The organism is Fodinibius halophilus (genome assembly GCF_011059105.1).
GTDB classification, from domain to species: Bacteria; Bacteroidota; Rhodothermia; order Balneolales; family Balneolaceae; genus Fodinibius; species Fodinibius halophilus.
This window is the reverse complement of sequence record NZ_JAALLS010000011.1, coordinates 1-26,854: the sequence shown is the minus strand read 5'-3', so window position 1 is coordinate 26,854 and position 26,854 is coordinate 1. Positions and strand designations below refer to the sequence as shown.

The following is a 26,854-nucleotide window of genomic DNA, read 5'->3' as shown; positions in this document are numbered from 1 at the left end:
TTCTTTTTTATTCGTTAAAACGTACATCTGTGATTTCAAATAGTGGCCATTGTACGCCTACGATCCATGCTCCCGCAAATATACCAACCCAGCAAATGACCATCAGTCCGTCTTCGGACGAAAACCCGGGTCGGTAATAATATGTTCGTTGTATACTTTTGTTAAAACGACGGGCCTCCATTGCAACAGCAATACGCTGTGCTCTCCTGATACTCTGTGCCAACAAAGGAATGGCATAAAGTCTTAACTTTTGCCACCACCCCTTCCATCCCTTTACTGAATCTACGCCCCGTACCTTATACGCCTTTTGCAATGTTTTAAACTCCTCTAAAATAAGAGGCAGCAAGCGCAGTGAGGCCATAAATCCATAGGCATAACGAGGCGGTAGCCGAAACTGCTGCATCAGCGAATAAAATAACAGCACCGGTCTCGTGGTAAGCGCAAAAAGCAGCCCGATTAATCCAAAGCTAAGCGCACGAAGCCCTATATGCACGCCTCGATAAAAACTTTCACGACTTATTACCGCCGGGCCCCATTGCCACCAAAGCGTCTCTCCTTTTCCAAAGAGGATCATTGAACTCCCCGTTGAAACAAATACAAACAAAAATGGCAACATAAACAGCAGTACCCTGCCTATCGGCTGGCCTGAACCAATGAGCAACATCCCGGCCAGTGCCGCCACCAGCGGTATCATCACATTCACATTATGGATAAATAGAACAGCGATAATGCCCCCCATTAACAATACCAGCTTCAGGGCCGGATTAATACGATGCAGCCATGAGCTATACTTTTTCTTATACAGCATGACCTACCCCCGTATTCTGTTCTCCAACTCTTTCTCCGGCATAATCGGCCTTTAGCTCTCCGTCCTCAATTTCCCAGACTCGCGTAGCATATCGCCGGACAATTTCAGGATCATGCGTCACCATCAACAGAGAAGTACCCGCTTTACGGTACCGCTCCAGTTCCTCGAGAATAGCAAAAGTATTACCGGCATCCTGCCCAAAAGTAGGCTCATCCAACAATAAGAGCTCCCGATCCGTAACCAGGGCAGATGCAACACTTAATCGGCGCTGCTGCCCGGTAGAAAGCCGGTAGGGATTTTCATCTTCAAATTCAGTCAGGCCAAACTGCTTCAACACTCGCTGTACTTCCGAGTCCACTTGCTGCTCCGAAATATTTTTTTGCCACAACGTAAATGCCACCTCCTCATACACCGTTTGTGCTACGAACTGCAGCTCCGGATTCTGAAATACAAATCCCACTTCCGACGCCAGCTGTTCCGTATTTTTGATAGCTTCTCCCTTCCAGTGACTCATTCCTTTTGTGGGGATCAACTTCATAAGTGCCTGCAACAGCGTACTTTTGCCCGCACCATTCGGTCCGGTAACGGTAATCCATTCTCCCTCATGAACCTGAACCTCAGGCATATTTATGCAAGCCTCATCCTCATAAAAACCTTTGAGCTGGTCAATTTCGAGTAGTGGAGGAAGGTCCGTATTCGCAGGATTCTTTTGAGACAGCTGTGCTACCTCATACTGCTGGTCATGAACCGCCCAGCTATCTGCATGCCAGATCCCATATCGATCTAACAACGAACGGTGGTTTTTTTGTACTTCTTCCGGGCCACCGTCAGCTACCAAGCTACCCTCTTGGTCTATGACCAATACCCTATCGACAAAATCGACAATTTCTGCAATTTTATGTTCTACAATCAATAATGTTTTATCGCGGCCCAACGTACGCACATGCTCCCAGATCTCTGTTGTCCCCTTCGGGTCTAATAACGCCGTAGGTTCATCAAGTACTAACGTCTCCGGCTCCAAAGCCAGTGCCGAAGCTAACGCCAAACGCTGCTTCTGTCCCTGTGACAGTGTGGAGATTGGCCTGTGCGGGTCTTCAAACGCCAAGCCTACCCGGCGGAGGTAATATCGAATGCGTTCCGGCATATCAGAACGTGGTACTCCCATATTTTCCAACACAAATGCGATCTCTTCATCAACATAGGGCATACAAAACTGTGCATCGGGATCTTGAAAAACATAGCCCCCCGACTCAAGAGGTTTACGAAGCTCCCACTCAACCGGTAATTCAATAGCTTCCGGTATAAGTCCTGTCAACACCTTTAACAGCGTCGATTTACCACAGCCGGAAGGTCCCAACAACAGCACCTTTTGCCCCCTGGGTATACGCAGTGACACCCCATCAAACAGCAGCGTATCTCTGCTCGAGAAACGCAGTCGCAGCCCCTCTAATTGGGCCGCGAGCTGGAGAACATCATTATGTGCTGCTGGACTTTCCATACATTAATCCGGGTCTACTGTTGCAGTGCCAACGGGACGAACCAACTCTGCCACACCGGTATCCTCAAGAGCTGAGACAAGCCAATGGGCCATCCACCCGGCGATAATAACGGCCCCTGTCAAACGGAAAACAATCAGAAGCGAAAGATTCCATAACGCCAGATCACCGATATAGCCCTGCAGGGAATCCAATAACAGTGAACCCACGGTAGCAGCTGCCGCAGCTGCCACTGCCACACTCACCGAATACTTTCGGTAGCCCACAGCAGCAAACACAAGCTCCGCAGCCAATCCCTGGGCTACCCCCGACAACAAGACAGCCAAGCCCCATTCGGAGCCCATAAAAAATTCACCCGAAGCCGCAGCAATCTCAGCCAGCAGCCCCACGCCCGGTTTTCGAATTAGCAAAAAAGCTACCGTCGCCGCAATAAACCACATCCCGTAGATTAACTGCTCCAGGTGCATACCGAGCGGCTTTATGGCATAGTATAACGGACCCCACAGCTTATAAATAACACCAAAAACGAGGGCCACCACAGTGGTAACCAGTATATCTGACAACTTGAGTTTGAATCGATTTTTCATGGCTGAGTGTACCTATGCCGGCACAGCGCTTTTAGGTTTATGGGTCCATTCTTCCATCTCGTAAGCGCTATCCCAGAATTTCCATTCCATCTGTGAAGAACGCACAAAAGCGTGCCTCATCTGTTGACGTCGGCGTTCAGGTTCCTCTTCTGCTACGCGGTTTGTTATGGCAATAGCCTTTTCAACGCCCTCATTGAACTCCTCACCCGCATAGGTATCAATCCAGTCCTGGTAGGGATTATCCGGAGCAGCATTTTCATAGATCTGTAATCCAACTTCGCGATAGATCCAAAAACAGGGAAGCAGCGCAGCAATAGCAACCGCATTATCTTTCATGGTGGCAGTAGCTAACAAAAAATTAGTATATGCGAAGCAAGAAGGAGACTTTTGCAGCGGACTTCCCGTATCCAGCTTCTCATAAAACTCCCCGTGTAGTTCCCGCTCAACATCAATAGCGTTGGTAGCAAAATTTAAGAATTGACGAGCCTGCTCATTGCTGTCAGATCGTATACCGGCCAGTGAAAGCGCCCGGGAATAATCAGATAGATATAGCGTATCCTGCTTTAGGTAGAAGGTGAAAATCTCTTCCGGCAAGGTGCCATCTGTTAACTCCTTAATAAAAGGAAGCTCCAAAATACGATCGTAAATGGGTGTTATCTCCTGCCAGAGTTTATCAGTAAATTTCATTTGTTATCAATCCTTTATTAGTTAATGTTAGTTCCAAAATTGGTGAAAGTGATGCAGAGGCCCGCCGCCACCGCCAATACGGTATTGACTTCCTGCTGCAATAGCCTGGGTGATATATAACTTTGCCTGTTCTACCGCCTTAGGCATTGGGTATCCCTTCGCCAGGTAAGCGGCAATCGCCGAAGAAAGGGTACAGCCCGTTCCATGCGTATTATCCGTTTCTATGCGTTTTGCCTTAAATTGATGCAGTTCGGGGTTTTCGTCTGCAATCGATAAATAATCGATACTTTGCTCCTCTTTGAAATGCCCTCCCTTGAGCAATACCCCGCCGGTGCCGGTATCCAAAAGGTCATAAACAGCCTCCTTCATCTGCTCCTCGCCTTCTAATTCTCGACCCAGCAATCGTTCTGCTTCCGGGATATTGGGCGTAATAAGATCGGCCAGTGGAAAGAGGGTTTCCCGAATAACAGCAATGGCCCCATCCTTAATAAGTTGTGCTCCACTCTGGGAAACCATTACGGGGTCTAACACCACATTCTTTAGATTGTGCTTTTCAATACAATCCGCCACTACCTGCATCAACTCACCGGTAAATAACATGCCAATCTTTACTGCATCCACCTCAAAATCTTCTACCACTACATCAATTTGATCTCTCAAAAATTGCGGTGGTACCTCATGGATATCCCGCACCTCTTGCGTATTCTGAGCGGTCAAGGCGGCAAAAGCAGACATACCATAACATCCTAAGGCTGAAATGGTCTTCAGATCAGCCTGTACACCTGCACCACCCCCACTGTCTGAAGTAGCAATGGTGAGTACACTGTCATACGATTGTTTTGAATTCTCCTGCATAAAACTATGATCCCTTAAAATGTTTGAATTGCTGTTCTTCCAATTTGATAGGCGCCCCATCACGAAGGGTACGAAGCTGTGGCTCTCCCTTCTTCATAGTCCCTATTTGATGCAAAGGGGTATTAAATTTCTGTTTGAACTTTTTTTGAATCTCTTCAAGATCATCTGCTGCAATGGCAAGCAGAAGCTTATAATCTTCTCCTCCTGCAGCTGCAAAATCCTGTGCCTGCTCAATTTGAGCCCGATGAAACGCTTTAAAAGGCGCCGAAAGAGGAAGTCGATCCAAGGTGATATCAACACCACATCTACTTTGGCTGGCTATGTGCCGGGAATCTCGTATTAACCCATCGGAAAGATCGATCATGGCATGTACGGCTTCCATTTGGGCCAACCATTTCCCTTTTGCTACTTCAGGTTTTGGCTCCTGATGGTGCTCTACCAACTGCTTACGATTCGCATCAGATAAATAGCTGTACCTGTCGGGATGAGATAAAACTTTAAAACCGGCTGCGGAATCTCCCAGCGAACCGGTCACGCATAAAACATCACCCGGCTCAGCCATGCTACGCAACTTCAAATGCTTCGGCTTAACAGTTCCGGTAATTGTAATACTTATCACGATATCATTCTGTGATCGCGTAGTGTCGCCTCCCAGCAGCGAAATATTATGCCTTTGGGCAAGAACAAGTAATCCGTCTCGAAACCGGGTAAGCCAATGTGCCGACAGATCTTTGGGGAGCGCCAGCGAAAGGTAAAAACCTTTGGGAATCCCTCCCATCGCAGCGATATCGGAAAGGTTAACAGCCAGCGCCTTGCTCCCTAAAGCACGGGGAGAAATATCTTCACGGCGGAAATGCACTTGCTCAATAACAAGGTCGGTACTAACAAGCTGCTTTACCCCATTAGGGCCATCAGTTACCGAGCAGTCATCCCCTATACCAATCCCATGATCCCGATGTCTGGATTCAGCAAACAGATTTATAATCTGTTCTTCAGACAGTTCGTTTATATTTTTAGGATTCAGCGAATCAGCCATAGAAAATAACATGCTGCTCGCCGCCAGAAAGGGCAGGAAAAATCAGTACCAATGATTTGTCGTTTCCCTACGCTGGTTCTAACCAGATCAGGTGGCCAGGATGTCATCTCAGCCGCATTCCTGCAGCACTCCTAACGACAAGCAATACTTAATTTTAAGTAGAAGGTGAAGCTATCCTTTTATCCTATGTAATGCAAGCTACAAGTCTTAAGGATAACCGGCTTTTTACAATAATCAGATTAACCTTTCTTCTTCGCCAGATATTTTTCGACTACCTTTTTAAAAGCATTATATGATCGCGGAAGAGGATCCAGTTTTTCTCCTTCAATGAAGAAGGTAGGAGTTGAATTAACCCCCATTTTTCGGCCTTCCTTCTTTTCTTCCATCACAGCTTTTTGGGTTTCCGCAGCATTCAAATCGTTGCGAAACTCTTTCATATCAAGTCCCAGCTTTTTCGCATAGTTCTCAAATATGGGAGCCGGATTTACCGAATTTGACCAATGCTGTTGATTCTCATAGAGCATGTTATGCATCTCATAAAACTTATCTTGATTTCCGGCTGATTCGGCAGCACGAGCAGCTAAAGCGGCAAACTGATGCATATTTAAAGGATAGTGCTTTAACTTGAGTTCAATTTGATCTCCAAGCTCTTTTTTTAACTTCTTTACAAAAGGATGATAAGAAGCACAGGCCGGACATTGATAATCGCTAAACTCAGTGATTGTAATTTTAGTAACTTCTGAAGAATCACTCTGAGCCTGAGCCGTTCCCATTCCCAATGACATTACAAAAATCACAAAACATATACTTATAACTTTTTTCATCACTTTCTTCATTATTTAAAAATATTATTATTCAGTTTTTAGAATGATTTTCAACAGTACATCTTTTAGAACTACTGTTGAGACGAAGCTTTTTCAATCATTTCCAACCGTTTCTGTTTAAATTCATCTTCTTTCTGCCAAGATTGCATCTCCCCGGAATTTAGAATTTGATAGCCGGCATCAAAAAAGAGCCGTACATCCTGCACCATGCCCGACAGATCCCAATACTTATTGATCTCATCATTCACAGAATGGTAATTCGCATCCTGCAGGCTGTCAACTGTGGCCTTATACCCTTCCGGTTTATCGATAAATTCCGTTCCGGAATTGGGGAACACTGCGGGAATGCCTTTCTTTGCCAGCGAAAAGTGATCGGATCGGTAGAAGTATCCGCGATCAGGGTGTGGATCCGGTTTTACCTTGCGCCCGTTTTGTTCAGCTATTTTTTCAATCTTGTCACTTACCGTATTACGGCCATACCCGATAAGTACGATATCTTTGGTTTTACCGTATACATTCATCCCGTCCAGATTAATATTAGCCGTCACTTTTCCGGGATGCACCGTGGGATGCTCTGCCCAATATTTGGAACCGAGCAAGCCAACCTCTTCGGCTCCTACAAATAAAAATAAGACACTGCGCTTCAACTGGGGTTGTAACTCTTTATATCCGCGCGCTGCATTTAGAACAGCACTAACACCGGCCGCATTATCAAGAGCCCCATTATTAATTGAATCTCCCTTTACCGGCTGTGTTATACCCAGATGATCGTGGTGTGCAGTAAAAATGAGATGCTCATCATTCAAACGCTTATTACTCCCCTCAACAACACCCAGCACATTTTGCGCATCCTGCTTGCGATAGGTAGCAGACAAATCCAGACTTAACGACAACCCTTTAAGAGGCACTGGCTCAAACTCACGACTCTCAGCAGCTTCCAGCTGGTCTTCCAGCTTTAGTCCCGCACTCTCAAAAAGCTCTGTACTTGCTTCTTTTGTTAGCCAGCCATTAAACTTTGTAGGTGATCCTTTTATCGATTCATCACCGCGCAGGTAAAAACGTTCTCTGCTCCAGCTGTTCGCCACCACGCTCCATCCATAGCCTGCCGAAGGTGTGGTGTGAATAATCAATACGCCCGCAGCTCCCATTTCACGTGCTTTCTCAAACTTATAATCATAACGCCCATAGTATAAGCGCGCCTTCCCCTTAAACAGCTCAGGGTCATCACTGGGATCGTTATTCTTTACTACCAAGATCTTTCCCTTTAGATCGGCGTCTTTAAAATCGTCCCAATTTTCTTCAGGAGCCTGGATCCCATAACCGACATAAACGAGTTCCGCCTCATCTATAGATACCTCTTCTTCCAGATTACTGGGCCAGGCCATAAAATCATTATAGTAGTCGAAACGATGAATAGTATCACCGCCTTTATTGATGCGCACCTGGGCATCCTGGTCGGTCTTTTGTCCTAATAGCGGTACATCCTGGGTATAACTACCATCCGGCATGCCTCCTTTTATACCGTATTCTTTCAATTTTTCAACCAAATAATCTATGGTTTTTTCCTCTCCAACGGTACCGGTGCTGCGGCCCTTGAATTCATCAGAAGCCAAAACCTCAATGGGTTCCATCAGGCTCTCTTTAGTGATTTTCTTTGCCACCTTATCAACAGGTGATTGCATGCAAGCAACGCCTATAGCCAGTAATAGAGCAACAGATAATAGTTTTCTCATTTTTCTAATATCCAATTAATTGTTGATGTATGAAGTCAGTAATTGTGAATACCTCACGGAACAAAACAGGTCAAAAAGGTAACATATTTTTCAATGATTGCTAAGTGATCTTTAATCACTCTTATCACTCCATCGCGATTGACCATAATACCCCAGTAAAAGAAAGACAGCACCAAAGCCCATAAATAACAGTATTCTCCATATTGCCTGCAGCTTTGAAAGGTCAACCAAGAATAATTTACCGACTACCAAAAAGAGGGTAGCCATGCCGCCTATTCGCATTTTCTTTCCAAACCGAATAAACCCAAGCAAAAGTAGAATAATAGCATAAGCGCCCCAGGTTATAGTTACCAGCGCCTGCCCATTTTCAAAACCGGCTACCTTATGATATATCCAAAACAGAAATAAAATATGCGTGCCGATATGATAGATCTGTTTTATATTTTTCCCTCGAACCCAATAAGGTATTAGTATTCCAGCCCCGGCAATAACGAAGAGTTGTGATACGGTGTCTACGCTAAACAGCAGATTACCTACCTCAAACCGCATCAAATTGAATAACCAAAAGATAGCAATTAGAGCTAGCAGATGAGAACCAAAACCGATTTTACGATCCTCTGTCTGTTGTGCAATGTAGCGAAGAGCAACAGCTTCAGCCATTAAAACGACCATCAAAACGTTACCTTCCAAGATCAGGAAGAGACCGATTGTCAGCATCACCAGCCCCATCATTGCATGAGATGAAGCCAGCTTGGTATCTCCTTCTCTTTCTAATACCCAGTATAAAACACCCCCGACAGCAGCCATTAGAATATATCCAATGCCACTTTGGTCAGCCGATAAATCCCAGAGAGCCGGTATAATAAGCATTCCAAATAAAGGCACCATAAATACCATACTATGCACGGTAGAACTCACGCTATCGCCTGATCTTTCAATTCCGGGTGCCAACAAAGAGTTCGGCCAAACTTCACGTATTACCGGTAGCAACCATGAAACCAACATCCACATTACAGTTCCGACTTGCATCCACCACTTATCCTGATAAGAAAAAGTAGTACCGGTGAACAGTCCGTTTAGCACCACTACCAAGAGCACCGCCCATCCACCAACAGCTATACTCCAGAGTAGCGACCTCCATCCCTTCTTCATATAAATTGCTGACGTTCCCGTAAGTACGATCAACAAATAGATCACCAATGTCCCTATACTGCCCTCACCTGTAAAAAGCATGAAGGGCGTGCCCAGGGCGCCCAATGTTCCTACTATAGACAGTGCCGCCTCCTCTTGCTGCACTGACAAAGACAATGCCAGCAGGGTTACTATAATCATAAATGACCAGACTATTACCGAGGGCACAAAGGAATAGAGTTGAAAAGTAGCAAATCCGGTAATGTAAAATACTGCTATACCACCGCCGATAAGAATCTGCTTTAGTGGCTTTGCTTCTGCATTCATCTTTATACCGCTGCCAAATAGAAATAAACCAGTGACCAAACCAATAGCACTCCGTATGGGGGGGATTAACCATCCCTGGTCAATAGAATACTTGAACAAAAATGCCACGCCAATCAGCAGAAGTCCTATTCCAATACGATTTAGCCACTCTTCACCAAACTGAATACCATCGGTATCCCAACTAGCGGTTTCATCTTTAGAACTGGCATTATCGGGGGCTTTGCGCGTTGTCTCCAGCTGTTGTATTTCTCTGGAAGTAGCCTCTGAAACGGACAACTGACGCTCAAGTTCACCGACTCGTTTTTCAAGTTTCTCTACTCGATCCTGTAAATTATTTTCTTCTTGTTCCGACATAATCAAAATTTAACGGGGATGAACCATTCATATAAGAAATTTTCTGCTTCTTCTCTATTTATCGCACAATTTTATTACTATACTTTCCTTAAATGAATATAATTTCATATGAGCAAATTTAAGAATTCACATATTCTTATTACCGGGGGGGCCAATGGCATAGGCTTGCTAATGGGGAAACGTGCCCTTAAAAAAGGCGCCCGATCGTTAATCATTTGGGATATTAGTGAAGAAAATATAACTGCTGCTCTCAAAGAACTCAGCGAGTATAAAGATCGTATTAGTACCTACACGGTTGATATCTCTAAAACAGACCAAGTGTATCAAACAGCCGAAGATACCCTTCAAAACGTACCCCATATAGATATCCTTATCAACAATGCGGGTATTGTAGCAGGAAAAAACTTTGATAAATTAATGCCCGAAGATATCGAACAAACGATTGGTATTAATTTGCTTGGTATGATACACACCAGCCGTTCTTTACTGGGAGGTCTCAAGAAAGCTCCTTCTGCTCATATCGTAAATATTGCATCTGCAGCAGGCTTAATGGCTAATCCCGGGATGTCTGTATATGCCAGCAGCAAATGGGGAGCTATCGGTTGGTCAGAATCGCTGCGTATCGAATTCAATAAATCAAATACCGGCATTAACGTTACTACCGTAGAACCGAGTTACATTGATACAGGAATGTTCAAAGGCGTATCCCCTCCCCTGCTAACACCACTGTTATCTCCTGATGATATCACTGGTCGTATTATAAAAGCAGTAGAACAAAATAAAATCCATTTACGGGCCCCATTTATGGTAAAGCTATTGCCCTTTCTTCGGGGCGTATTGCCGGCAAAAGTATTTGATTTTGTAGCAGGAAAACTATTTCGCGTTTATCACTCAATGGATACTTTTACCGGACGTAAACAGCACGAGGTATGATGGAAAAGGTTGTCTCTACTCAGCGTACATTCTTTAGAAAGGGAAAAACACGCAATATTTCTTTTCGTAAAGAACAGCTCAAAAATATAAAGAGCATTCTTAAAGATAATGAAGATGCCATTTTCCAAGCCCTTGATGCTGATTTACATAAACCTGCCTTCGAAACGTATGAAACAGAACTTCTTATCACCTACCAGGAAATTGATCATATACTTTCTAATATAGATCAATGGGCAGCTCCCCAAAAAGTGAATGGCTCACTCTTTAATTTCCCCTCCCAGAATCACATCTACCAGCAACCATATGGAGTAACCCTTGTAATTGGGGCGTGGAACTATCCCTTGCAGTTAACGCTCAATCCCGCTCTCGGATCAATGGCCGCAGGTAATGCTACCATTATGAAGCCATCGGAACTTGCCCCCAACACCTCCGGGCTGTTGGCAGAACTTATTAATGATAATTTTGAGCCCGGATACCTCACCGTTGTTGAGGGAGATGCCGAAACCACACAAGCCCTTTTAAGCCAACCGTTAGATTATATCTTTTTTACGGGTAGCAGCAGGGTTGGTAAAATCATCATGACAGCTGCTGCTGAACAACTAACCCCGGTCACCTTAGAACTTGGAGGTAAATCACCAGCCATTATCGATGCTAGTGCAGATCTCCCGGTGGCGGCAAAACGTATAGCCTGGGGCAAATTCATTAATGCAGGACAAACCTGTGTAAGCCCCGATTATGTGTATGTAGATCAATCAATTGAAGATCAATTTTGCGAGTTACTCCAGCAATATATCACCGAATTTTACGGGGATGATGTGCAGCAAAGCCCCGACTATGCCCGTATCATTAACAATGACCACTTTAACCGCTTAACAAATTTTATTGATCCCGAGAAGGTATACCACGGCGGCGCCACAGATTCTGCAGACCGATATATAGAACCCACTATACTTAGCGGGATAAGCTGGGATGATGATGTTATGCAGGAAGAGATCTTTGGCCCTATTTTGCCTGTCTTAACATTTGAACACCTTGATGAAGTTTGTAATTCTATAAACACTCATCCCGACCCTTTGGCACTTTACATTTTTAGCAGCAACCGGGAAACTCAAGACAACCTCATTCAATCTATTTCCTTTGGTGGAGGATGCATCAATGATACTGTTGCCCATCTTGGCAATTTAGAACTCCCCTTTGGGGGTGTTGGCAACAGTGGTTTTGGAAATTATCATGGAAAAGCAAGCTTTGACCTTTTCTCTCATTCAAAAAGTATAATGAGAAAAAAAAGCTGGCCCGACATCCCCTTACGCTACCCACCCTATGATGGCAATCTTAAATGGCTAAGAAAACTCTCTAACCTATTATGAAAGATTCTTTTCGCGCACTTGTAGTTGAAGAAGCCAATAGCAACTTTAAGAGGGCTATAAAAGATGTACCCTTAGAAGATCTTCCTGAACATGATACCCTGATTAAGGTGCACTACTCTTCTTTGAATTATAAAGATGCCCTTTCAGCTTCCGGCAACAAAGGGGTCACAAAAAAATACCCGCATATCCCCGGTATTGATGCCGCCGGTATTGTAGAAAAAAGTAACAGCTCGGATTTTAACAAAGGAGATAAAGTTCTTGTTACCGGATATGACCTTGGCCAAAATACGTATGGGGGATTTGGAGAATATATTCGTGTACCTTCCAACTGGGTTGTGTCCCTGCTCAAAGGGCTTACACTCCGTGAAAGTATGATCCTGGGTACGGCAGGCTTCACCGCAGCAATAGGCGTTCACCACCTTCGCCATAACCATATGACTTCCGAAAAAAGCCCGATATTAGTAACCGGTGCAACGGGTGGTGTTGGATCTATGGCTGTAGGAATATTGGCCAAACTGGGATATAACGTAACTGCAGCAACGGGTAAAATGGAGCAGAAATCATTTTTGCAATCAATTGGTGCTGCCACTGTTATTCACCGTGATGAAGTACAAGACGATTCCGGGCGTATGCTGCTAAGCAGTAGATGGGCCGGAGTTATTGATACCGTCGGCGGCATTATGCTTGATACCGCTCTTCGCCAAACTAAGCATAATGGAACCGTGGCATGCTGTGGAAATGTATTGGGACATGAACTCAACACCAATGTATACCCATTTATTTTGCGAGGCGTACATCTGGCCGGTATGGACAGCGGCAACTGCCTTATGAATTTGCGTAAGAAGCTGTGGAAAAACTTAGCTACAGACTGGAAACCCGACAAACTATCAGAAATGGCAAAAGAATGCCCACTCAATGAATTAGACAAAGAAATTACGACCATACTGAAAGGCGATCAAATTGGTCGTGTATTAGTGAATATAATTGACTAACTGTTTATTCAGTGGCTATTGGCTGCTCCTCAGAATCCGGCTGTTGCTGTGTTGAGCCGTTTAATGCTTTACTCAACGGACCCTTTAAATCTCCACCTGTTATCGGTTTAGTCAAAAATTCTACACAACCTGTTTTTTGAGCCCGTTCATACTGATAACGATCTGAACTCCCCGACAGATAAATAACCGGAACGTCAGATTGTTCTCTTATCTTCTGTACCGTTTCAATACCGTCCAGCTTTCCATCTAAAGAAATATCCATAATAATGGCATCCGGATCGAGTTCTGAAAACTTATCTATCGCTTCCAGTCCGTTTTCAGCTTTACCCACAACATCATAACCCAACTTTTGGATAAGCCGCTCCTCCACCATTGAAAGAAGTAGATCATCTTCAACTATAAGTATCCGACCGCTTGACTTGCTACCCATGCTCCTATTACTAAAATATTAACTAACATCCAGCCGCTACTGAATATTAGAATTCTTTAATGAAAGATAATTAAAAAATCTTAATGCTCAAAGTATTTTTACCCTCCGTTTCACAAGTATTTCACCTAAAGTAATAAGCATATTCATACATTTTCACGGCAACTGGCTTATTCTACTATTACGAGGTGCATCACCAAGCTATCCCAACATCCCGCTTATTAATTTAGATCCGTACTAAAAAATATCAAAAAACTGTGCCACATCCCTCTCACAGCTTCAGATATATCCTTCAAAACGTACAGTTGAACATGAAAATTAAAATAAAAAATATCAAATTATTTATGGACTTTTTACTCTTAAATTAGCTTTGGAATGATTCTACCTCATTCTTTCTTTAAATATCACACCATAAGCCTTGGATCAGTTTTACAGCGCTCTGCAAATTTTTTGCATAATAGAGAGGGGATGGGAATGAAAAAATATTTCACACTTATTAAATGCATTAATCAGACGATAACTAGAGGGAAGGATCTGGGATATTAACTGACTACATGCAGAATGCATTTTAAAAGGGCTTTTTATATAACGTCCACAAAAATAGAATCCCAACGCATTTCACATAATATACCGGGCAATCTTTTAGCTAAATTCTGAGTCTCTTTAGCAAACATGGCATTTTTAAAAAAGTACCGCACACTTAATTCAATAGGTCTGGGAACTATTCTCAGCCTGTTTGTAATTATTGGCTGGCACAACAGTCAAACTGACCTTGAATCATCCCTTTCCGATAACGTATCTAATACTGCTCACTTAATAGTTGAACAATTTCGTAATGCCATTTCCGAAGATGTAAACAAGTTAAAAAACCTTAAAAAACGCCTGGAAATTACAGAAGGCGCTTATTTTGACTTTTGGAGCAAAGACGCTTCACTGTTAATCAATCAAGATTCTACCTTAAAATTGATTGAATGGATTGATGATTCCGGAATTATAAAACGAGTTGAACCCTATAATGAAAACAAAGAGGCAATAGGGTTAGATATTACCAAACTGGAATATCGTTATCCTGAGTGGAGCAAGGCACGAGAAGATTCAACTTTCAACCTAACCCATTGGTTAGAACTGGTACAAGGCGACCATGCATTTCTTATTGATGCCCCCGTATATATCGATGGCCAATTTAAAGGTACAATTACTGCGGGTATAGACCCTTCATATCATTTTCAAGATATTCTTCACACCTTTAGTGAGTACCACGTACAAATACAAGATGAAAAGGGGGATATCTTCTATACCTTTGGGGATTCCGCAAAAACAAATAGTCTCCAAAATTTTGGGACTGTTAAAAAAATTGATATTGGAGATGCCAGCAAGAGTACCTGGACTGTTACTATTACCCCAAACCACCTTTTTAGAAAAGATAATTCTACTGAATCTAATACCTTTCCTCTTATACTTGCACTTGTTCTGTGTGGGCTCGTATCTATAAGCTTCTTCTTTGGATTAAAATCTCTGGATGCAGAAAAATCACTTATAAAGACCAATAAAAAGCTTCGATCCCTAATCGACTCTTCCCCACTGGCAATTTGTGTGATCAATACTGAGGGTATTGTCACAGATTTCTGGAATTCGGCTGCCGAAAAAATGTTTGGGTGGCAAGCCGAAAAAGTAATAGGAGAACACTTGCCATTAATAAATGATGATGAGCTAAAAGATTTTAAAACCCTTATAAACGAAAGCCTCCAAGAGGGGGGAGTTAAAAACAAACAGATAAAAAAAACACGCAAAGATGGTACAGAAGGCCTATTCATGCTAAATATCGGCATGATTTCCGGTGGAGAAGAAATGCTTGTGCTGATTGAGGATATTACGGAGATCAAAAACTACCAACAGAAAATTAAAAAATCTCTAAACGAGAAAGAGTTCCTGCTTACCGAAATTCACCATCGTGTTAAAAATAACCTCGCTATAATTGTTGGGCTTATTGACCTTCAAAAAGATCGTATTTCTGATGAACGAGTAATTCCCATACTCAACGAAACCCAGAGTCGTATCTATTCTATCTCCGGAGTTCATGAGTTACTTTACCAAGCAGATGATTTTACAGAGATTAGCCTGGCAGAATATATTGATAAGCTTCTGGACAAACTACAACAGACTTATCAAGGTACCGAACGTCCTGTCTTAATCTCAAAAGAGATCAACAGTTTTGGAGTTAATATTAACCAAGCAGTACCTCTGGGGCTCCTTATCAATGAGCTCATAACCAATTCGTTTAAGCATGCTTTTTCGGATACTCAAATCCCAAAAATTACGCTTAGTATCGACCAAAAAGATGGTTATATCAACATTCACTATCAAGACAACGGCAAGGGAATGAGTCCACAAGTATTTGAAAACAAGAACTCTCTGGGACTCAATCTCATCAGAACACTTATAAAGCAGCTGAACGCTGAATATAAACTAGACACTGATTGTGAATCCGGCTTTGGGCTTCATCTCGAATTCCCTGTGAGCCAAAAAGGAGCGCACTCAAATATATAATTGGTCACCACCAATTTAATTCCACTCTCTTATGGCCAGATATTCCCATCTCCTACCTGTTATTCATCAAAAGGTGCAGAATCTCATATACCCGGCTCCTTACCCAGCCTCATAATCTGACTCTAAAATCTACGGTTCATAATCCAGTTGCTCTGTTTCTTCAACTAAACGTTCATGAATAATCGGGACCTCTTTTCTAGTTTTGAACTTCGAAGATGTCTTTTTGGGATATTATCGGCCTCCCAATAATATCAGACCGCTTTTTCGCGCATCTTTACCGGTACAGTTCAGGCGTTTGCAACAAACCACCTAAGAGAACCATACCGTTACGCTGGTTGTTATGTATTGAACACCAAATAAGAATAAGCACTTTAAATTGTTTATTTATTAATTAATGTTAAGTTAAATAAAGGAAGCAATACTGTTCCTGACCAATTAGCAAACTGCTTTTATAATTTAGGAGACGAAATATCCAAGTATAATTTTCGGGAGGTAGTGCATATGCTCAAGTCATTATTCAGGGACAACCCCTCACCAATGTTCATTCTCAAAAAAGAAACATTGGAGATCTTGGATATTAATGATGCAGCAATCAACACCTATGGCTATGATAAAGATACTTTTACTGATAAACGCTTGCCTGATCTGCTGTCACCGGAACTCACCACCTCATGTCATTCGACAGAAGAAGTAGATATTAAGGCCGAACATATCACCGGTAACCACATCCATGAAACCGCTTTTGGAACATTGCTGCCGGTCAAACTACTGGTACAACCACTGGAATATAGTCACCACGATGCGTATTTGGTTAAGGCAATATCCCTACAGCATAAATCCGATTATCAATGGGCAATAGATCAAACGGAACAAGAATTAAAGGAACATTTAGCCAATAGCCCATTGGCTTATATGATTTGGGATGACAAGTTCCATCTGAAAAGGATCTCCCCGGAAATTACCGAGTGGTTGGATGTGAGCAGGGATGAACTCCTTGGAGAACGATCTACGGCCTTAGCTTTCAGCCAGCTAACAGCCCATGATTTTATGAGAGTAAAAAAGAAGGTTGACAACCTTTTTGAAGAGGAAACAACCAATAACATTATGGAGTTTGGGGTTCAAATATCTGAGGATGAAACCAGGTATCTGAAGCTCTACAACTCTGCACTAAAAGACGCAGAAGGCAACCTGGTTTCCGTTTTATCTCTCGTTGAAAACCAGACCCAGCTTGTTAACTCTCTTAAATTGCAAGAACTACAAAATGAAATTATCCAAAACGCTTCCGACTTTGTTTGCCTGATCGGCATGGATGGAAATATCAAATATCTAAACCCTGCCGGACGAAGATTGATGGGATTTGATGAGGACTTTGATATTACCTCAACCTATATTAAAAAGTTTTTTACGGATGAATCATATCATCGTTTGGTAAGCACCCTTATTCCTAAGGCGGTAGAAAATGGATCCTGGAAAGAAGAACTGGAGCTACGAACTCTCGACGGAAAAAAAATTCCTGTCTCTACCGTAATTAGTGTGCATAAAGATGAAAACGATAATATTGAATACTATTCCACCATAAGCAGGGATATTAGCAAAGAAAGGCGGATACTTTCGGACTTGCGCAACAAAACTCAACAGCTTGAAGCCGCTATGCAGGGAGGTGAAGTATGTTTCTGGCAATATTTTGTAGAAGAAGATCGATTTGAATTCGATCACGATTGGTTGCATGAACTACTGGGATATGAGAACCAAAATCTGGCAGATTTCGAAACCTGGAAAAAGCTCATTCACCCGGAAGATTGGCCTGCAGCTTCACAACACTTCTTGGATACCATCAAAGGAGAGACAGATAGTTTTAAAGATGAATTGCGACTACAAAAAGCAGATGGCGAATACCTGTGGATTCTAAGCAAGGGTAAACCGGTGGAATATGACGATCGCGGCAACCCCACAAAAATAAGCGGGGTCCATCTGGATATCGATGACTGGAAATAGTGTCTTCTTGTTCGATTCCCATTCTTTAATCCTGCCCAAACCATCAATCCCAATCACCGCTGCAATCTAGGCACTGTAATTGTGGTAGATTCTCCCTCAAAACGGAACTTATACTCCCTTATCATTGTATATAATAGAGCGCCGTTGCATTTTCCACAACTAAACCTGACAAATCATGGGTAACTTTAAACGATTAGTACGATCGATTAAAGCACACAAAGAAGAGCACGGAAACCATCCAAAAGTAAGAGTAAGTCGCAAGTTTTGGGCTAATCATTCCAAAAATCTCGAAAAACTTTCAGATCAGGGAATTAAGATAGAAGTTGATGATGCCATCTTACTTGACGATACATTCCTTTTAGATGTAGAACAAGAAAAAGAGTATAAAGCCGAAACAATAAAAGATCTCAAAAAAATCATTGACAAGCTGGTTGATGAAGGTAAAGGAAACTGGCCCGTTCGTAATATGCCTATGAATACCGACACCTATCACAACGTTGAACTCTATACGATTGTCCCCGGCGAAGCACCCTACACAGGGCTTGAGTTGATTCCCAGCCATGAAGGGGCACCCGACGGCGAACATGTACTTTTGCAAATGGGGAGTTAGCTATAGCGGGACAGGTGAAGAGCTTATCTTCAAAACCCTTATTCCCTATTTTCGGGCAGCATGCTGCAGGTGTTTTATACTTCCAAGATCAAACAAATATAAAATAGTACTCCCCTTGCTACAATTGGCTTGAAAATACCACATGACCGATCTCTTCTCCAAGCCGTCATTTAAGCTCAAGAACCCTCTATTGGGACCTTCCTGCTTCCAAACACCGGGAAATCCCACAAATACGGTCTGCCCCGAACACCCTATGGCAAGATCGATACCTACATTGGCCTCCACACAATTGTCTCTAAACGGGTATCTTTTGGTAATCTTCCACAACTTCCAATGCGTCCATATTAATGGCATGGTAGTGGCTGAGAGCTACCTTTATTTTCGTTCCCGGTATTATTTTGATATTCGAAAACTGCATTTTACATAATGGTGGGCTATTTCTGAGATAGCACTGCTCCCCGGTGGTTATATATCTATCTAAAGCACCATTATCTAGTTCAGGATTATCAACATCTGCTTCAAAAATCATGAAAGTCCCATCTGCATATCAAATACCAATATCATTACCTCTTGCCTTATTCGACATCTTTGGCTGCAATCTGTATTGTAGAGAGTTACAAGTCTGATCGGATTTGTAATGTTACATTAATTGCATTTTATTCTAAGTATCAAATTTTATTATGTAGTTATACACTAATCATCAACAATTATGAAAAAAATTATTGCAGAAAAAACGGGATTCATCCTTGGATACATGTTACTCATGATCCCTACTTATATATTACCCTATTTTGGATCTAACTCGGTATTAATGGGAAGTGCTACATCAGGGCTTAATCCCGGCTTTTGGGTCCACTTACTTTGCTTAGCAGGGCTGATCTATATAGCGAAGCAAAGAACTATTAATTTAAATAAGGATTATCTTTATATCTTTCCTGTGATAGCAACTTTTTTTGATCTAACTCCAGTCTTATCCTCTATTCCACTGGTTCCGACAGTAATGCATATCCTGACTCTTATTTTAGGTATTGCATTAGAAGAAACAACAAACGTTGCAGCTGAAAGTGCTCCCGTTACGGACTAATTTCCAAGTCTTTTTTACGAAGCAACCTATATGGGATTCTGACCTATTTCAGAATCCCATACTTGCTCCCCCTTCTTGTGGGACTATCGGTAATAGTTCTTTTGCCACATGTTTAATTCTCTATCAACATAGCACTGATTACCTCGTTTTGACGTGTTCTGATGTTCTCCAGGGTTTCGTCAGCAGGTTGGGCATCAAGCTGGATGGTACAGCAAGCCGTTTTCTTGCCTTCGAAGATAACATTTTCCAGTTCCTGGGCATTGATATCTGCTTTTTTCAGCTCGTTCATCACATTGGCAAGAACACCGGCTTTGTCGTAGTGTCGTACCACCAGCTTCCAAGGGGCTTCGGTATGGGCACAACGGTTCAGCCAGTTTCTCACTTCCCCCTCCTCCAGGTATCCGCGAACAATATCCACGGCATCGGAGGCTACTGCCAGCTGTGCCTGCTTGGTACTGGCTCCTATATGGTGGGTTACCTGCACGTTATCCAGCTCCTGGAAACGGCTTTCCACCTCTCCCTGTTTGTACTCTGGTTCATTTTCAATTAAATCGAGTCCGGCCTTGATGCGTCCCGATTTCAACTCTTCGTAGAGGGCATCTTCATCCACTACCCCGGCCCGAGCGGTATTAATAAAGAATGCCCCATCTTTAAGTAAGGAAAGCACTTTTTTAGAAATAATGCCTTTAGTATCCGGCGTCATGGCGAGGTGAACGCTCAAAATATCGCACTGCCCGGCAACCTCTTCAGCACTATCAGCATAGCCGATCTCCATCTCTTCGGCAATTTCGGGCGTCAGTGAGCGCGACCACGCTACGATATCCAGCCCAAAAGCCTTAGCCCGCTTGATCACTTCCTGACCGATCTGTCCAACTCCGACAATACCCAGGGTCTTTCCGAAAAGACCATCGGCCTTGCCGTACACTTTTTTATTCCACTTCCCATTTCGAAAATCACTCACATTATCAGCAATATACCGATCGAGCGACACAATGAGTCCCATCGTCAGTTCGGCAACGGCAATAGAATTCTGTCCGGGACAGTTTGCCACATAGACCCCCGCATTACTGGCCGCTTCGATATCGATCGTATTTACACCCGCCCCGGCACGGATAATCAGCATCAGTCGCGGACTGTTTTGGATAAAGGTCTCCGTAAGTTCTGTTGAACGGACGATCAAAATATCAGTGTCATCTAACCCCTGGTCCAGCTTACTGCTTGTCACGGATGGATCAAACTCAACATCCAGGCCCAGCTCTTTTAATTCGTCAATAGCTTGCTGTGGTAATTTATCGGCAACAAATACTTTCATAATAATTACAGAACTTTTAAAACTTGAACTTACTTCATTTAACATATCCTGCGGCAATCTTAGCAGGAATTAAGATAGTATCATAAATAATGAACGGAGCGCTAAAAAGCCAGCACTGCCTTTTAAAAAAGCTTAAATTATTATTTATCTAATGTTTTGATTTGAGATCCCGAAACAAGTACTACACTACGCAAGATATTAATCTGCTGAAGTTTATAACGCAGCCTATTAAGGCGTAGTTGAGCGAACTGTATCTAGTGATTTATCAATCCCCGGGATCCCCTTTCTCTAAAGGGAACTTTGATTGAAATTTATTTCAAAAGGATTCATGGTTTTAACCCAGCGCAAATAACAGGAGTCTTATGAAACAAATAGCCGTTATGCCCCCCTGGACTTGAGACAACCCAGGGAAGGCAAATCATTAGAAGTATTTAACCGGAAGGCCTCCTCCCCATCGCCGTCTCAAATCAAAAACCGCTAAAGTCTGCATCCCCATCAAAAGTGATAAGGTCCCGGCCGTTCTCCTTCGAATTTTGGGATGAATTGACCTTTTGCTGCTCTGACATGGGGTTGCTACCAAACTTAGATTCAGCTTTATTCTTGGGATAATCATTACCATTTGCCCCTTTAGCCCACTGTCTGTCAGATTCATTCAGCGCACCTACAAGCTCACCAAGTTCCCGTACAATGCTATTCATGCCAGACGCCTGGGATGAGAGCTCTTCAGCTGAACTGGCCGTTTAACCGGATGCCGAAGCATTTACTAATTGTACCTGCGAACGAGCACCTTTTTCGGCATTCGCTGTAGAGGGCAACATTGTCAAGCAAGTTATTAAAAGCCCCCACACCCTAGCACCCTCTGCGTTGCTCGAGGAGCAGTGGCAACAACAACTGCAGCTATACAAACAACAAATTGATCAGCTGGAGGATCAGATCCACCAGCTGATTACCACTCATCAGGGACTGAATCGGTATTACCAGCTGCTGCAGAGCATCCCCGGCGTAGGGAACGTCACCGCCTGGCTGTGGCTTACGTTGTTTTACGGACAGCAAAAGCTCAATCACAAACAGATTGCCTCGCGGTTTGGGTTTGCCCCGCACGGTCACCGCTCCGGCACCTCGGTACGAGGTCGGACCCGTTCCTCCGGGCACGGAATCAGCCAGATGCGATCCTGTCCGGCGATGGTCGCCCGATCGGTAAGCCATCACCACGAGCAGTTTGCTCGCTACAAACAACGGAAACTTGATGAGGGGAAGCCGTGGGCGATCGTCAGAAACAACCTGATCAACAAAATGATTAAAATTATCTGTGCTATTTGGAACAGCGGGCAGGCTTACCAAGAAGATTATGAATCTCGTTTTGATCGGCAAAAAAATGCGGCATAATACTTGACAAAGTCATAGCATTCAAGTAGAACGTGCCTCGCTGTAGGCTGACGGTTTTGATTTGGCCAGTTTCCGGAGTACATTTTAAAAATCAGGGCTGTTTTGCACGGCCTTATGCACCAGGTTGTTAGGTGGCTTTTAACTAAAATTTGATCCCATGACTTCAACCAATCAAAATGTTACTCCAACTGGATTATACGTCCTGAGTGGATTTGCGATACTGTTGATTCTCGATATCCTATTCGATTTAATTAATAGTTCTTCGATCAATTATTACATAATAATATCTACCGTAATTTTTATTCCTATTTATATCTATATCGGTATTGGTATTATCAAACGGTGGCCTAAAGCAAGAAATGTTTATGTCGTTGTGGCAATGCTTCTATTTGCGGGAACAATTATTCAAATTATTAAGCACTTTATAATTGAACGTCAGGGATTGACAGTTGACGTAAATATGATTAGATATATTCTTGGATTAACCATTCCACCTGCAATTTATTTCTACCTTCACAAACCAAAGGTTAAATCCTATTTCAATCCAGCCACCTAACCAAGGCTTCAACACGAATGTACCTCGCCATCAGCTTCTCGTTTTAATTTTTAACCCCAAATAGTGACATAGGAATTGACTTAACAACAGCCCCTGTGCCGCTTATGCCCATCCCGTTATACACCTAAATTCTTGTTTATATCGCGAACTGACGTTAATTAATGGAAGAAGCCACATTCCACACCATTTCCCCAAGCTCTTATAGCCATTGAGCGTGATACCGAAAATAGCGATTTCAATAGCCTTCTAAGCGAAAGAAGAGTTCCCTGTTGAGGACCTTGGTTGAGTCAGAATTATGTGCTGCTTTACCTTTTGGTCAGTTTCTGAGAACTGAGTTTTTAAATGTGTACAGCCCAAGAGATAAGCGCTTACTCATAATTAGATCATTCAGTCGCAAGCAGTAATAAAATCAATCCAATATTGACAATAGATTATCCACCGACCGTAGCGTTTCTTGCTCGTTGAAACTCACTTTACTTACAATTCTGAGCCCACTGTAAAAAGTGTAAAAGAGCTTGGCTATGGACTCGAACTCTTTATCGGCAGGTATTTGACCGTTTTCCACCCCCTCTTTCAAATAATCACGAAAAGTTTCTACAAACTTCTGTTGGTTTTCTTGTAGGTCTTTAAGAAAAGAATGATCGTTTGGAACCAATTCGGCAGTTGTATTAACAACAAAACACCCCTTTGCCTCCTTATCGTTTTTTGATTCCTCAATTGCCTTTTCAAACAGAGCCCGAAAACCATCCTTAACACCCTCGTGTGATTCAAGTAGTTGAGAAGCGGCTTTTAAGTTTTTATCTCTATAAAGCTGAAAGGCCTTTTCAAACAGCTGCTTTTTCCCGCCAAAGGTAGCATACAAACTAGACCGGCTAATCCCCAACTCATCCACCAGATCCTGCGCAGAAGTATCATAATAGCCCTTTTTCCAAAAGAGATTCATGGCCTTAATGAGCACTTCCTTTTCGTCAAATGATTTAGCTCTTGGCATAGATACAAATACAACGTTTGCTTAATAAACAATCAATATGGATTATAAATCTATCTAATCCCATTAATTAATAAAGGGCCGTATTTGGAATAATCATTCCAAATTTTGATAAAAAAATTTAGCCGATTAATGGATTTATATTGACACCTCCATCTATATTGTATTCTCCACCAGTAATAAACGAGGCTTTGTCAGAAGCCAAGAAACTTACCAGCTCAGCAATTTCTTCTGGCTCACCAAAACGGTTTAACGGAATACGATCTAGCATAGCCTCAGCAAAGCCATCGATCTGTTCTTCGCTCATACCGGTCTTGCTAAATATTGGTGTGGATACCGGACCCGGATTTACCGAATTGATGCGAATATTTCTGGGTGCTAATTCTGTAACAGCTATGCGGGTATAGGAATTTAGCGCTGCTTTAGATGCTGCATATACAGCGGTATTCGACATTCCCGAGGAAGCATTTACAGATGCCAGATTGATAATACTGGCTCCATCGTTTAATATCGGCAAGAATTTTTCTATGGTAAAAACAGCCCCTTTGAAATTGATACCCATTTGATGGTCAAACATCTCTTCAGTTATTTGACCTATCGGCGCGGGTTGAAAAATTCCGGCATTCACAAACAAAATATCGACATTGCCAAACTCATTTTTAACCTGATCTACTGCCCTTTCAACAGCTTTCAGATCCGTCACATCAGCAACGATACCTGTGACACCGAGTTCATCAGCAGCCTTTTGTACTTTTTCTGTGTTTCTGCCGGTAATGATAACTGTTGCTCCTTGGTTCTTTAATTTTGGCGGATGCATATCCTATTCCGCTGTTACCACCGGTAACCACGGAAACTTTATTTTCTAACTGATTCATATATAAAAGTGATTTTGAAATTAATTGTTATGGAATGATCGTTCCTATATCGAATATACTTATATTGGAACGTTTATTCCAAATAAAATGCCTGGTCAATTAGGGGGGCTTTTTTATCAGGATTTTAATAAACTGAGAATACCCTTCCTTATAACATACGCTTTACATTATCCTACAATAAAAACTTGAATTTAGGCGTATAACCCACACATTAACATGGCTTCCGCCAGCCGGAAAAATCTGTGATTAGCCCTCTTGCCAACCTTGGTTTTGCGGATCATCTTTTGTTACTTATTTAATCAATCTTAGCCCGTATGCCACTTAAATTCAACCTGCACAGTAGGCCGCCAGGTCGGTATAACTCAATTCAAATAATAGAACGATAGAAAAACTGATAAACCATATTGAAGAGACTGTTCCTCTCGATGATTCTGACTGCTCTTTAATTCGCAAGCATTTCCAAAGTAAAGAGCTGCAGAAAAAAGAGATCCTTTTATTCAAAGGAGACGTTTCACGGCATATGCGATTTATCACAAACGGCTGTTTGAAATGCTATCATATTGACGAGGCTGGAAACGAACAAATTTTGCAGTTTGGCATTGAGGGATGGTGGATTAATGACTTATATAGCTATTTGACTCAAACACCGGCTAAATATTTCATCCAGGCTATTGAAAATAGTTCCCTGCTTCAGATTGAGCGAAATGCTTTGAAGAAGCTTTACAATGAAAGTCCTGCCATTGAGCGATTTTTTCGAATTAAAATTCAAAATGCTTACGTCGCCTTGCAGGACCGGACCATTTACAGCATGAGCAAATCTGCCAAACAGCGGTACCTTGATTTTCGCACCTCGTACCCCAACATTGACCAACGGGTACCGCAGTATATGGTAGCATCTTATTTAGGGATTACCCCGGAGTTTCTCAGTTCTATTCGCAATGATATAACAAATTCGTGATTTCTTAAGATACCTTAAGTCTTTCCTTTCCGCTTCTTGACATGTTAGTGCTGTAATAAATTCCAACAAACCGAACAGCATTATGAATACTCAGATTATTGCATTTGCAGGAAGCAACAGCCCTAACTCAATTAATGAGCAACTTACAAAAGCAGCAATCGATGACATATCCATAGATGATGTTACATATGTTGACTTCAAAGATATGAACATACCAATGTATGGAAAAGCCGTAGAAAAGGAGCAAGGTATCCCAACCCCCATTAAAAATTTATATCAGCAAATGACGAAAGCGGAAGGGTTTATCGTAGCTTCTCCAGAACATAATGGGCTTTTACCTGCATTCTTTAAAAATATAATCGATTGGCTTACTCGTATAGATCAAGAAATTTTTATGAACAAACCGGTACTCTTGCTAAGTGCCTCTCCCGGCGACAACGGTGGTGCAACCAATCTATCTATTCTCTCTGACCTTATGCCGTTTTGGGGTGCTGAAATAGTAGACACCTACTCACTTGGCAAGTACAACGAATATTTCGACGTCGAATCGCAAACCATTGTCAACCCCGATGAAGCACAAAAGTTTTCTACTGCCATTGAACAACTGGAAGAAATGGTCATGGAACCGATAGCACATTAGAATTGAAGTATAACCCAACGCCTTAACTCAGACAGGCCTCCCCCCCTGTGCCGCCAGGTACTGTGTTAAAAGTCAATGTATTTTGGTATTTTTTATAAAAGAACATCATTGAGCTACCGCCAATGATGTATCTACCATAGCCTTGCCTTCGGGTGAGGCTACTGCTTTTTGGTGCAGTGCCTGTTGGTTGCGAATTTTTTGAGGATCAAAATATTCGCCTTTGTTCCACAGAAAGTACATATAGCTCAACAGCTTTTTCTGTACGGCTACATGGGCTTTCATCTTGACATTATGAGTCCCCAGCAATCGCTCGTAGAGCCTATAGGTGGGGCCGGTGCCACTGCGA

At 42.6% G+C, this 26,854-nt stretch carries 26 protein-coding genes, 2 pseudogenes and 1 riboswitch; of the genes and pseudogenes, 11 read left to right on the top strand and 17 right to left on the bottom strand.

Translation table 11 applies throughout. The annotated features are described in order from the left end of the window. Positions 1 to 7: 7 nt before the first annotated feature. The 9 genes from G3569_RS09570 to G3569_RS09530 form a co-directional block, all read right to left on the bottom strand. Positions 8 to 808 carry an energy-coupling factor transporter transmembrane component T family protein gene (locus tag G3569_RS09570; protein WP_165268518.1) on the bottom strand — a complete coding sequence of 267 codons (801 nt, stop codon included), beginning with the start codon at positions 806 to 808 and terminating at the stop codon, positions 8 to 10. Next, the gene (locus G3569_RS09565; protein ID WP_165268516.1) at positions 798 to 2,306 is read right to left on the bottom strand and encodes an ABC transporter ATP-binding protein; all 1,509 of its coding nucleotides are present in this window, start codon (positions 2,304 to 2,306) and stop codon (positions 798 to 800) included. The genes G3569_RS09570 and G3569_RS09565 overlap by 11 nt, the downstream gene beginning before the upstream one ends. Before the next feature lie 3 nt (positions 2,307 to 2,309). Beyond that, complete coding sequence (locus G3569_RS09560) at positions 2,310 to 2,891, bottom strand: ECF transporter S component (RefSeq protein ID WP_165268514.1); 582 nt, start codon at positions 2,889 to 2,891, stop codon at positions 2,310 to 2,312. A gap of 12 nt (positions 2,892 to 2,903) precedes the next feature. Further along, positions 2,904 to 3,578, bottom strand: coding sequence for a thiaminase II (gene tenA, locus G3569_RS09555; RefSeq protein ID WP_165268512.1), 675 nt, complete (start codon positions 3,576 to 3,578; stop codon positions 2,904 to 2,906). A 27-nt stretch (positions 3,579 to 3,605) separates the two neighbouring features. Further along, entirely contained in the window at positions 3,606 to 4,433 is an 828-nt protein-coding gene (thiD, locus tag G3569_RS09550) for a bifunctional hydroxymethylpyrimidine kinase/phosphomethylpyrimidine kinase (protein WP_165268510.1), read from the bottom strand. A gap of 4 nt (positions 4,434 to 4,437) precedes the next feature. Next, positions 4,438 to 5,469: a thiamine-phosphate kinase gene (thiL, locus tag G3569_RS09545; protein WP_165268508.1), complete on the bottom strand. Its 1,032-nt coding sequence runs from the start codon at positions 5,467 to 5,469 to the stop codon at positions 4,438 to 4,440. 47 nt (positions 5,470 to 5,516) lie between these two features. Beyond that, a riboswitch (TPP riboswitch) is annotated at positions 5,517 to 5,612 on the bottom strand. A gap of 96 nt (positions 5,613 to 5,708) precedes the next feature. Continuing rightward, positions 5,709 to 6,293: a DsbA family protein gene (locus tag G3569_RS09540; RefSeq protein ID WP_165268506.1), complete on the bottom strand. Its 585-nt coding sequence runs from the start codon at positions 6,291 to 6,293 to the stop codon at positions 5,709 to 5,711. Positions 6,294 to 6,364: 71 nt separating this feature from the next. Beyond that, complete coding sequence (locus G3569_RS09535; RefSeq protein ID WP_165268504.1) at positions 6,365 to 8,026, bottom strand: M20/M25/M40 family metallo-hydrolase; 1,662 nt, start codon at positions 8,024 to 8,026, stop codon at positions 6,365 to 6,367. A 111-nt stretch (positions 8,027 to 8,137) separates the two neighbouring features. Further along, positions 8,138 to 9,838, bottom strand: coding sequence for a DUF2339 domain-containing protein (locus G3569_RS09530; RefSeq protein ID WP_165268502.1), 1,701 nt, complete (start codon positions 9,836 to 9,838; stop codon positions 8,138 to 8,140). 108 nt (positions 9,839 to 9,946) lie between these two features. On the opposite strand from G3569_RS09530, the gene G3569_RS09525 reads away from it, so the two are divergent. From G3569_RS09525 to G3569_RS09515, 3 genes are read left to right on the top strand one after another with little or no spacing between them, the layout of a single operon-like run. Next, the gene (locus G3569_RS09525; protein ID WP_165268500.1) at positions 9,947 to 10,771 is read left to right on the top strand and encodes an SDR family NAD(P)-dependent oxidoreductase; all 825 of its coding nucleotides are present in this window, start codon (positions 9,947 to 9,949) and stop codon (positions 10,769 to 10,771) included. Next, the gene (locus G3569_RS09520; RefSeq protein ID WP_165268498.1) at positions 10,768 to 12,138 is read left to right on the top strand and encodes an aldehyde dehydrogenase; all 1,371 of its coding nucleotides are present in this window, start codon (positions 10,768 to 10,770) and stop codon (positions 12,136 to 12,138) included. Before G3569_RS09525 ends, G3569_RS09520 begins: the two co-directional genes overlap by 4 nt. Beyond that, positions 12,135 to 13,130, top strand: a complete 996-nt coding sequence (locus G3569_RS09515) for a YhdH/YhfP family quinone oxidoreductase (RefSeq protein ID WP_165268496.1) — start codon at positions 12,135 to 12,137, stop codon at positions 13,128 to 13,130. Before G3569_RS09520 ends, G3569_RS09515 begins: the two co-directional genes overlap by 4 nt. Before the next feature lie 4 nt (positions 13,131 to 13,134). Here G3569_RS09515 and G3569_RS09510 read toward each other — a convergent pair whose 3' ends face one another. Then, positions 13,135 to 13,560, bottom strand: a complete 426-nt coding sequence (locus G3569_RS09510; RefSeq protein ID WP_165268494.1) for a response regulator — start codon at positions 13,558 to 13,560, stop codon at positions 13,135 to 13,137. A gap of 669 nt (positions 13,561 to 14,229) precedes the next feature. Here G3569_RS09510 and G3569_RS09505 point away from each other — a divergent pair. The 3 genes from G3569_RS09505 (at position 14,230) to G3569_RS09495 (ending at position 18,709) form a co-directional block, all read left to right on the top strand. Continuing rightward, entirely contained in the window at positions 14,230 to 16,104 is a 1,875-nt protein-coding gene (locus tag G3569_RS09505) for a histidine kinase dimerization/phosphoacceptor domain -containing protein (protein ID WP_165268492.1), read from the top strand. 501 nt (positions 16,105 to 16,605) lie between these two features. Then, positions 16,606 to 18,099 carry a PAS domain S-box protein gene (locus G3569_RS09500; protein WP_276611340.1) on the top strand — a complete coding sequence of 498 codons (1,494 nt, stop codon included), beginning with the start codon at positions 16,606 to 16,608 and terminating at the stop codon, positions 18,097 to 18,099. A gap of 175 nt (positions 18,100 to 18,274) precedes the next feature. Then, complete coding sequence (locus tag G3569_RS09495) at positions 18,275 to 18,709, top strand: TroA family protein (RefSeq protein WP_165268488.1); 435 nt, start codon at positions 18,275 to 18,277, stop codon at positions 18,707 to 18,709. A 45-nt stretch (positions 18,710 to 18,754) separates the two neighbouring features. Here G3569_RS09495 and G3569_RS09490 read toward each other — a convergent pair whose 3' ends face one another. Both G3569_RS09490 and G3569_RS09485 read right to left on the bottom strand, forming a co-directional pair. Next, positions 18,755 to 18,994: a hypothetical protein gene (locus G3569_RS09490; protein WP_165268486.1), complete on the bottom strand. Its 240-nt coding sequence runs from the start codon at positions 18,992 to 18,994 to the stop codon at positions 18,755 to 18,757. 10 nt (positions 18,995 to 19,004) lie between these two features. Further along, positions 19,005 to 19,238, bottom strand: coding sequence for a S1 domain-containing protein (locus tag G3569_RS09485; protein ID WP_165268484.1), 234 nt, complete (start codon positions 19,236 to 19,238; stop codon positions 19,005 to 19,007). A 180-nt stretch (positions 19,239 to 19,418) separates the two neighbouring features. Between G3569_RS09485 and G3569_RS09480 the strand changes: the two genes are divergently transcribed. Continuing rightward, positions 19,419 to 19,793 carry a hypothetical protein gene (locus tag G3569_RS09480; RefSeq protein ID WP_165268482.1) on the top strand — a complete coding sequence of 125 codons (375 nt, stop codon included), beginning with the start codon at positions 19,419 to 19,421 and terminating at the stop codon, positions 19,791 to 19,793. Positions 19,794 to 19,905: 112 nt separating this feature from the next. Here the strand turns inward: G3569_RS09480 and G3569_RS09475 are convergent, their stop codons facing one another. Together G3569_RS09475 and G3569_RS09470 are read right to left on the bottom strand one after the other, a co-directional pair. Next, on the bottom strand, positions 19,906 to 21,105 hold the full coding sequence (locus G3569_RS09475) for a 3-phosphoglycerate dehydrogenase family protein (protein ID WP_165268480.1): 1,200 nt from the start codon (positions 21,103 to 21,105) through the stop codon (positions 19,906 to 19,908). A 467-nt stretch (positions 21,106 to 21,572) separates the two neighbouring features. Continuing rightward, a complete protein-coding gene (locus G3569_RS09470) occupies positions 21,573 to 21,803 on the bottom strand; it encodes a hypothetical protein (protein WP_165268478.1) in 231 nt (76 codons plus the stop codon). A gap of 166 nt (positions 21,804 to 21,969) precedes the next feature. On the opposite strand from G3569_RS09470, the gene G3569_RS09465 reads away from it, so the two are divergent. Together G3569_RS09465 and G3569_RS09460 are read left to right on the top strand one after the other, a co-directional pair. Beyond that, positions 21,970 to 22,491 carry a transposase gene (locus G3569_RS09465; RefSeq protein WP_165268476.1) on the top strand — a complete coding sequence of 174 codons (522 nt, stop codon included), beginning with the start codon at positions 21,970 to 21,972 and terminating at the stop codon, positions 22,489 to 22,491. 157 nt (positions 22,492 to 22,648) lie between these two features. Then, the gene (locus G3569_RS09460; RefSeq protein WP_165268474.1) at positions 22,649 to 23,047 is read left to right on the top strand and encodes a hypothetical protein; all 399 of its coding nucleotides are present in this window, start codon (positions 22,649 to 22,651) and stop codon (positions 23,045 to 23,047) included. Between the two features lie 409 nt (positions 23,048 to 23,456). On the opposite strand, the gene G3569_RS09455 is transcribed toward G3569_RS09460, so the two are convergent. Beyond that, complete coding sequence (locus G3569_RS09455; RefSeq protein ID WP_165268472.1) at positions 23,457 to 24,038, bottom strand: TetR/AcrR family transcriptional regulator; 582 nt, start codon at positions 24,036 to 24,038, stop codon at positions 23,457 to 23,459. Positions 24,039 to 24,156: 118 nt separating this feature from the next. Next, a pseudogene (locus G3569_RS09450) lies at positions 24,157 to 24,910 on the bottom strand (SDR family NAD(P)-dependent oxidoreductase). A gap of 382 nt (positions 24,911 to 25,292) precedes the next feature. Between G3569_RS09450 and G3569_RS09445 the strand changes: the two are divergent. After that, positions 25,293 to 25,868, top strand: a complete 576-nt coding sequence (locus G3569_RS09445; RefSeq protein WP_165268710.1) for a Crp/Fnr family transcriptional regulator — start codon at positions 25,293 to 25,295, stop codon at positions 25,866 to 25,868. A gap of 82 nt (positions 25,869 to 25,950) precedes the next feature. Beyond that, a complete protein-coding gene (locus tag G3569_RS09440) occupies positions 25,951 to 26,508 on the top strand; it encodes an NADPH-dependent FMN reductase (protein ID WP_165268470.1) in 558 nt (185 codons plus the stop codon). Between the two features lie 105 nt (positions 26,509 to 26,613). Here the strand turns inward: G3569_RS09440 and G3569_RS09435 are convergent. Beyond that, positions 26,614 to 26,854, bottom strand: a pseudogene (locus G3569_RS09435) (hypothetical protein); the annotation flags it as partial.

What these genes read in the sequence shown, in the direction of transcription:
- G3569_RS09495 (WP_165268488.1), top strand. Translation starts at nt 18,275, where the DNA reads ATGGGTAACTTTAAACGATTAGTACGATCGATTAAAGCACACAAAGAA.
- G3569_RS09475 (WP_165268480.1), bottom strand. Translation starts at nt 21,105, where the DNA reads ATGAAAGTATTTGTTGCCGATAAATTACCACAGCAAGCTATTGACGAA.
- G3569_RS09505 (WP_165268492.1), top strand. Translation starts at nt 14,230, where the DNA reads ATGGCATTTTTAAAAAAGTACCGCACACTTAATTCAATAGGTCTGGGA.
- G3569_RS09470 (WP_165268478.1), bottom strand. Translation starts at nt 21,803, where the DNA reads ATGAATAGCATTGTACGGGAACTTGGTGAGCTTGTAGGTGCGCTGAAT.
- G3569_RS09485 (WP_165268484.1), bottom strand. Translation starts at nt 19,238, where the DNA reads ATGATTTTTGAAGCAGATGTTGATAATCCTGAACTAGATAATGGTGCT.
- G3569_RS09460 (WP_165268474.1), top strand. Translation starts at nt 22,649, where the DNA reads ATGACTTCAACCAATCAAAATGTTACTCCAACTGGATTATACGTCCTG.
- G3569_RS09515 (WP_165268496.1), top strand. Translation starts at nt 12,135, where the DNA reads ATGAAAGATTCTTTTCGCGCACTTGTAGTTGAAGAAGCCAATAGCAAC.
- G3569_RS09540 (WP_165268506.1), bottom strand. Translation starts at nt 6,293, where the DNA reads ATGAAAAAAGTTATAAGTATATGTTTTGTGATTTTTGTAATGTCATTG.
- tenA (WP_165268512.1), bottom strand. Translation starts at nt 3,578, where the DNA reads ATGAAATTTACTGATAAACTCTGGCAGGAGATAACACCCATTTACGAT.
- G3569_RS09570 (WP_165268518.1), bottom strand. Translation starts at nt 808, where the DNA reads ATGCTGTATAAGAAAAAGTATAGCTCATGGCTGCATCGTATTAATCCG.
- G3569_RS09520 (WP_165268498.1), top strand. Translation starts at nt 10,768, where the DNA reads ATGATGGAAAAGGTTGTCTCTACTCAGCGTACATTCTTTAGAAAGGGA.
- G3569_RS09455 (WP_165268472.1), bottom strand. Translation starts at nt 24,038, where the DNA reads ATGCCAAGAGCTAAATCATTTGACGAAAAGGAAGTGCTCATTAAGGCC.
- G3569_RS09565 (WP_165268516.1), bottom strand. Translation starts at nt 2,306, where the DNA reads ATGGAAAGTCCAGCAGCACATAATGATGTTCTCCAGCTCGCGGCCCAA.
- G3569_RS09440 (WP_165268470.1), top strand. Translation starts at nt 25,951, where the DNA reads ATGAATACTCAGATTATTGCATTTGCAGGAAGCAACAGCCCTAACTCA.
- G3569_RS09480 (WP_165268482.1), top strand. Translation starts at nt 19,419, where the DNA reads ATGAAAAAAATTATTGCAGAAAAAACGGGATTCATCCTTGGATACATG.
- G3569_RS09560 (WP_165268514.1), bottom strand. Translation starts at nt 2,891, where the DNA reads ATGAAAAATCGATTCAAACTCAAGTTGTCAGATATACTGGTTACCACT.
- G3569_RS09510 (WP_165268494.1), bottom strand. Translation starts at nt 13,560, where the DNA reads ATGGGTAGCAAGTCAAGCGGTCGGATACTTATAGTTGAAGATGATCTA.
- G3569_RS09530 (WP_165268502.1), bottom strand. Translation starts at nt 9,838, where the DNA reads ATGTCGGAACAAGAAGAAAATAATTTACAGGATCGAGTAGAGAAACTT.
- G3569_RS09500 (WP_276611340.1), top strand. Translation starts at nt 16,606, where the DNA reads ATGCTCAAGTCATTATTCAGGGACAACCCCTCACCAATGTTCATTCTC.
- G3569_RS09535 (WP_165268504.1), bottom strand. Translation starts at nt 8,026, where the DNA reads ATGAGAAAACTATTATCTGTTGCTCTATTACTGGCTATAGGCGTTGCT.
- thiL (WP_165268508.1), bottom strand. Translation starts at nt 5,469, where the DNA reads ATGGCTGATTCGCTGAATCCTAAAAATATAAACGAACTGTCTGAAGAA.
- thiD (WP_165268510.1), bottom strand. Translation starts at nt 4,433, where the DNA reads ATGCAGGAGAATTCAAAACAATCGTATGACAGTGTACTCACCATTGCT.
- G3569_RS09525 (WP_165268500.1), top strand. Translation starts at nt 9,947, where the DNA reads ATGAGCAAATTTAAGAATTCACATATTCTTATTACCGGGGGGGCCAAT.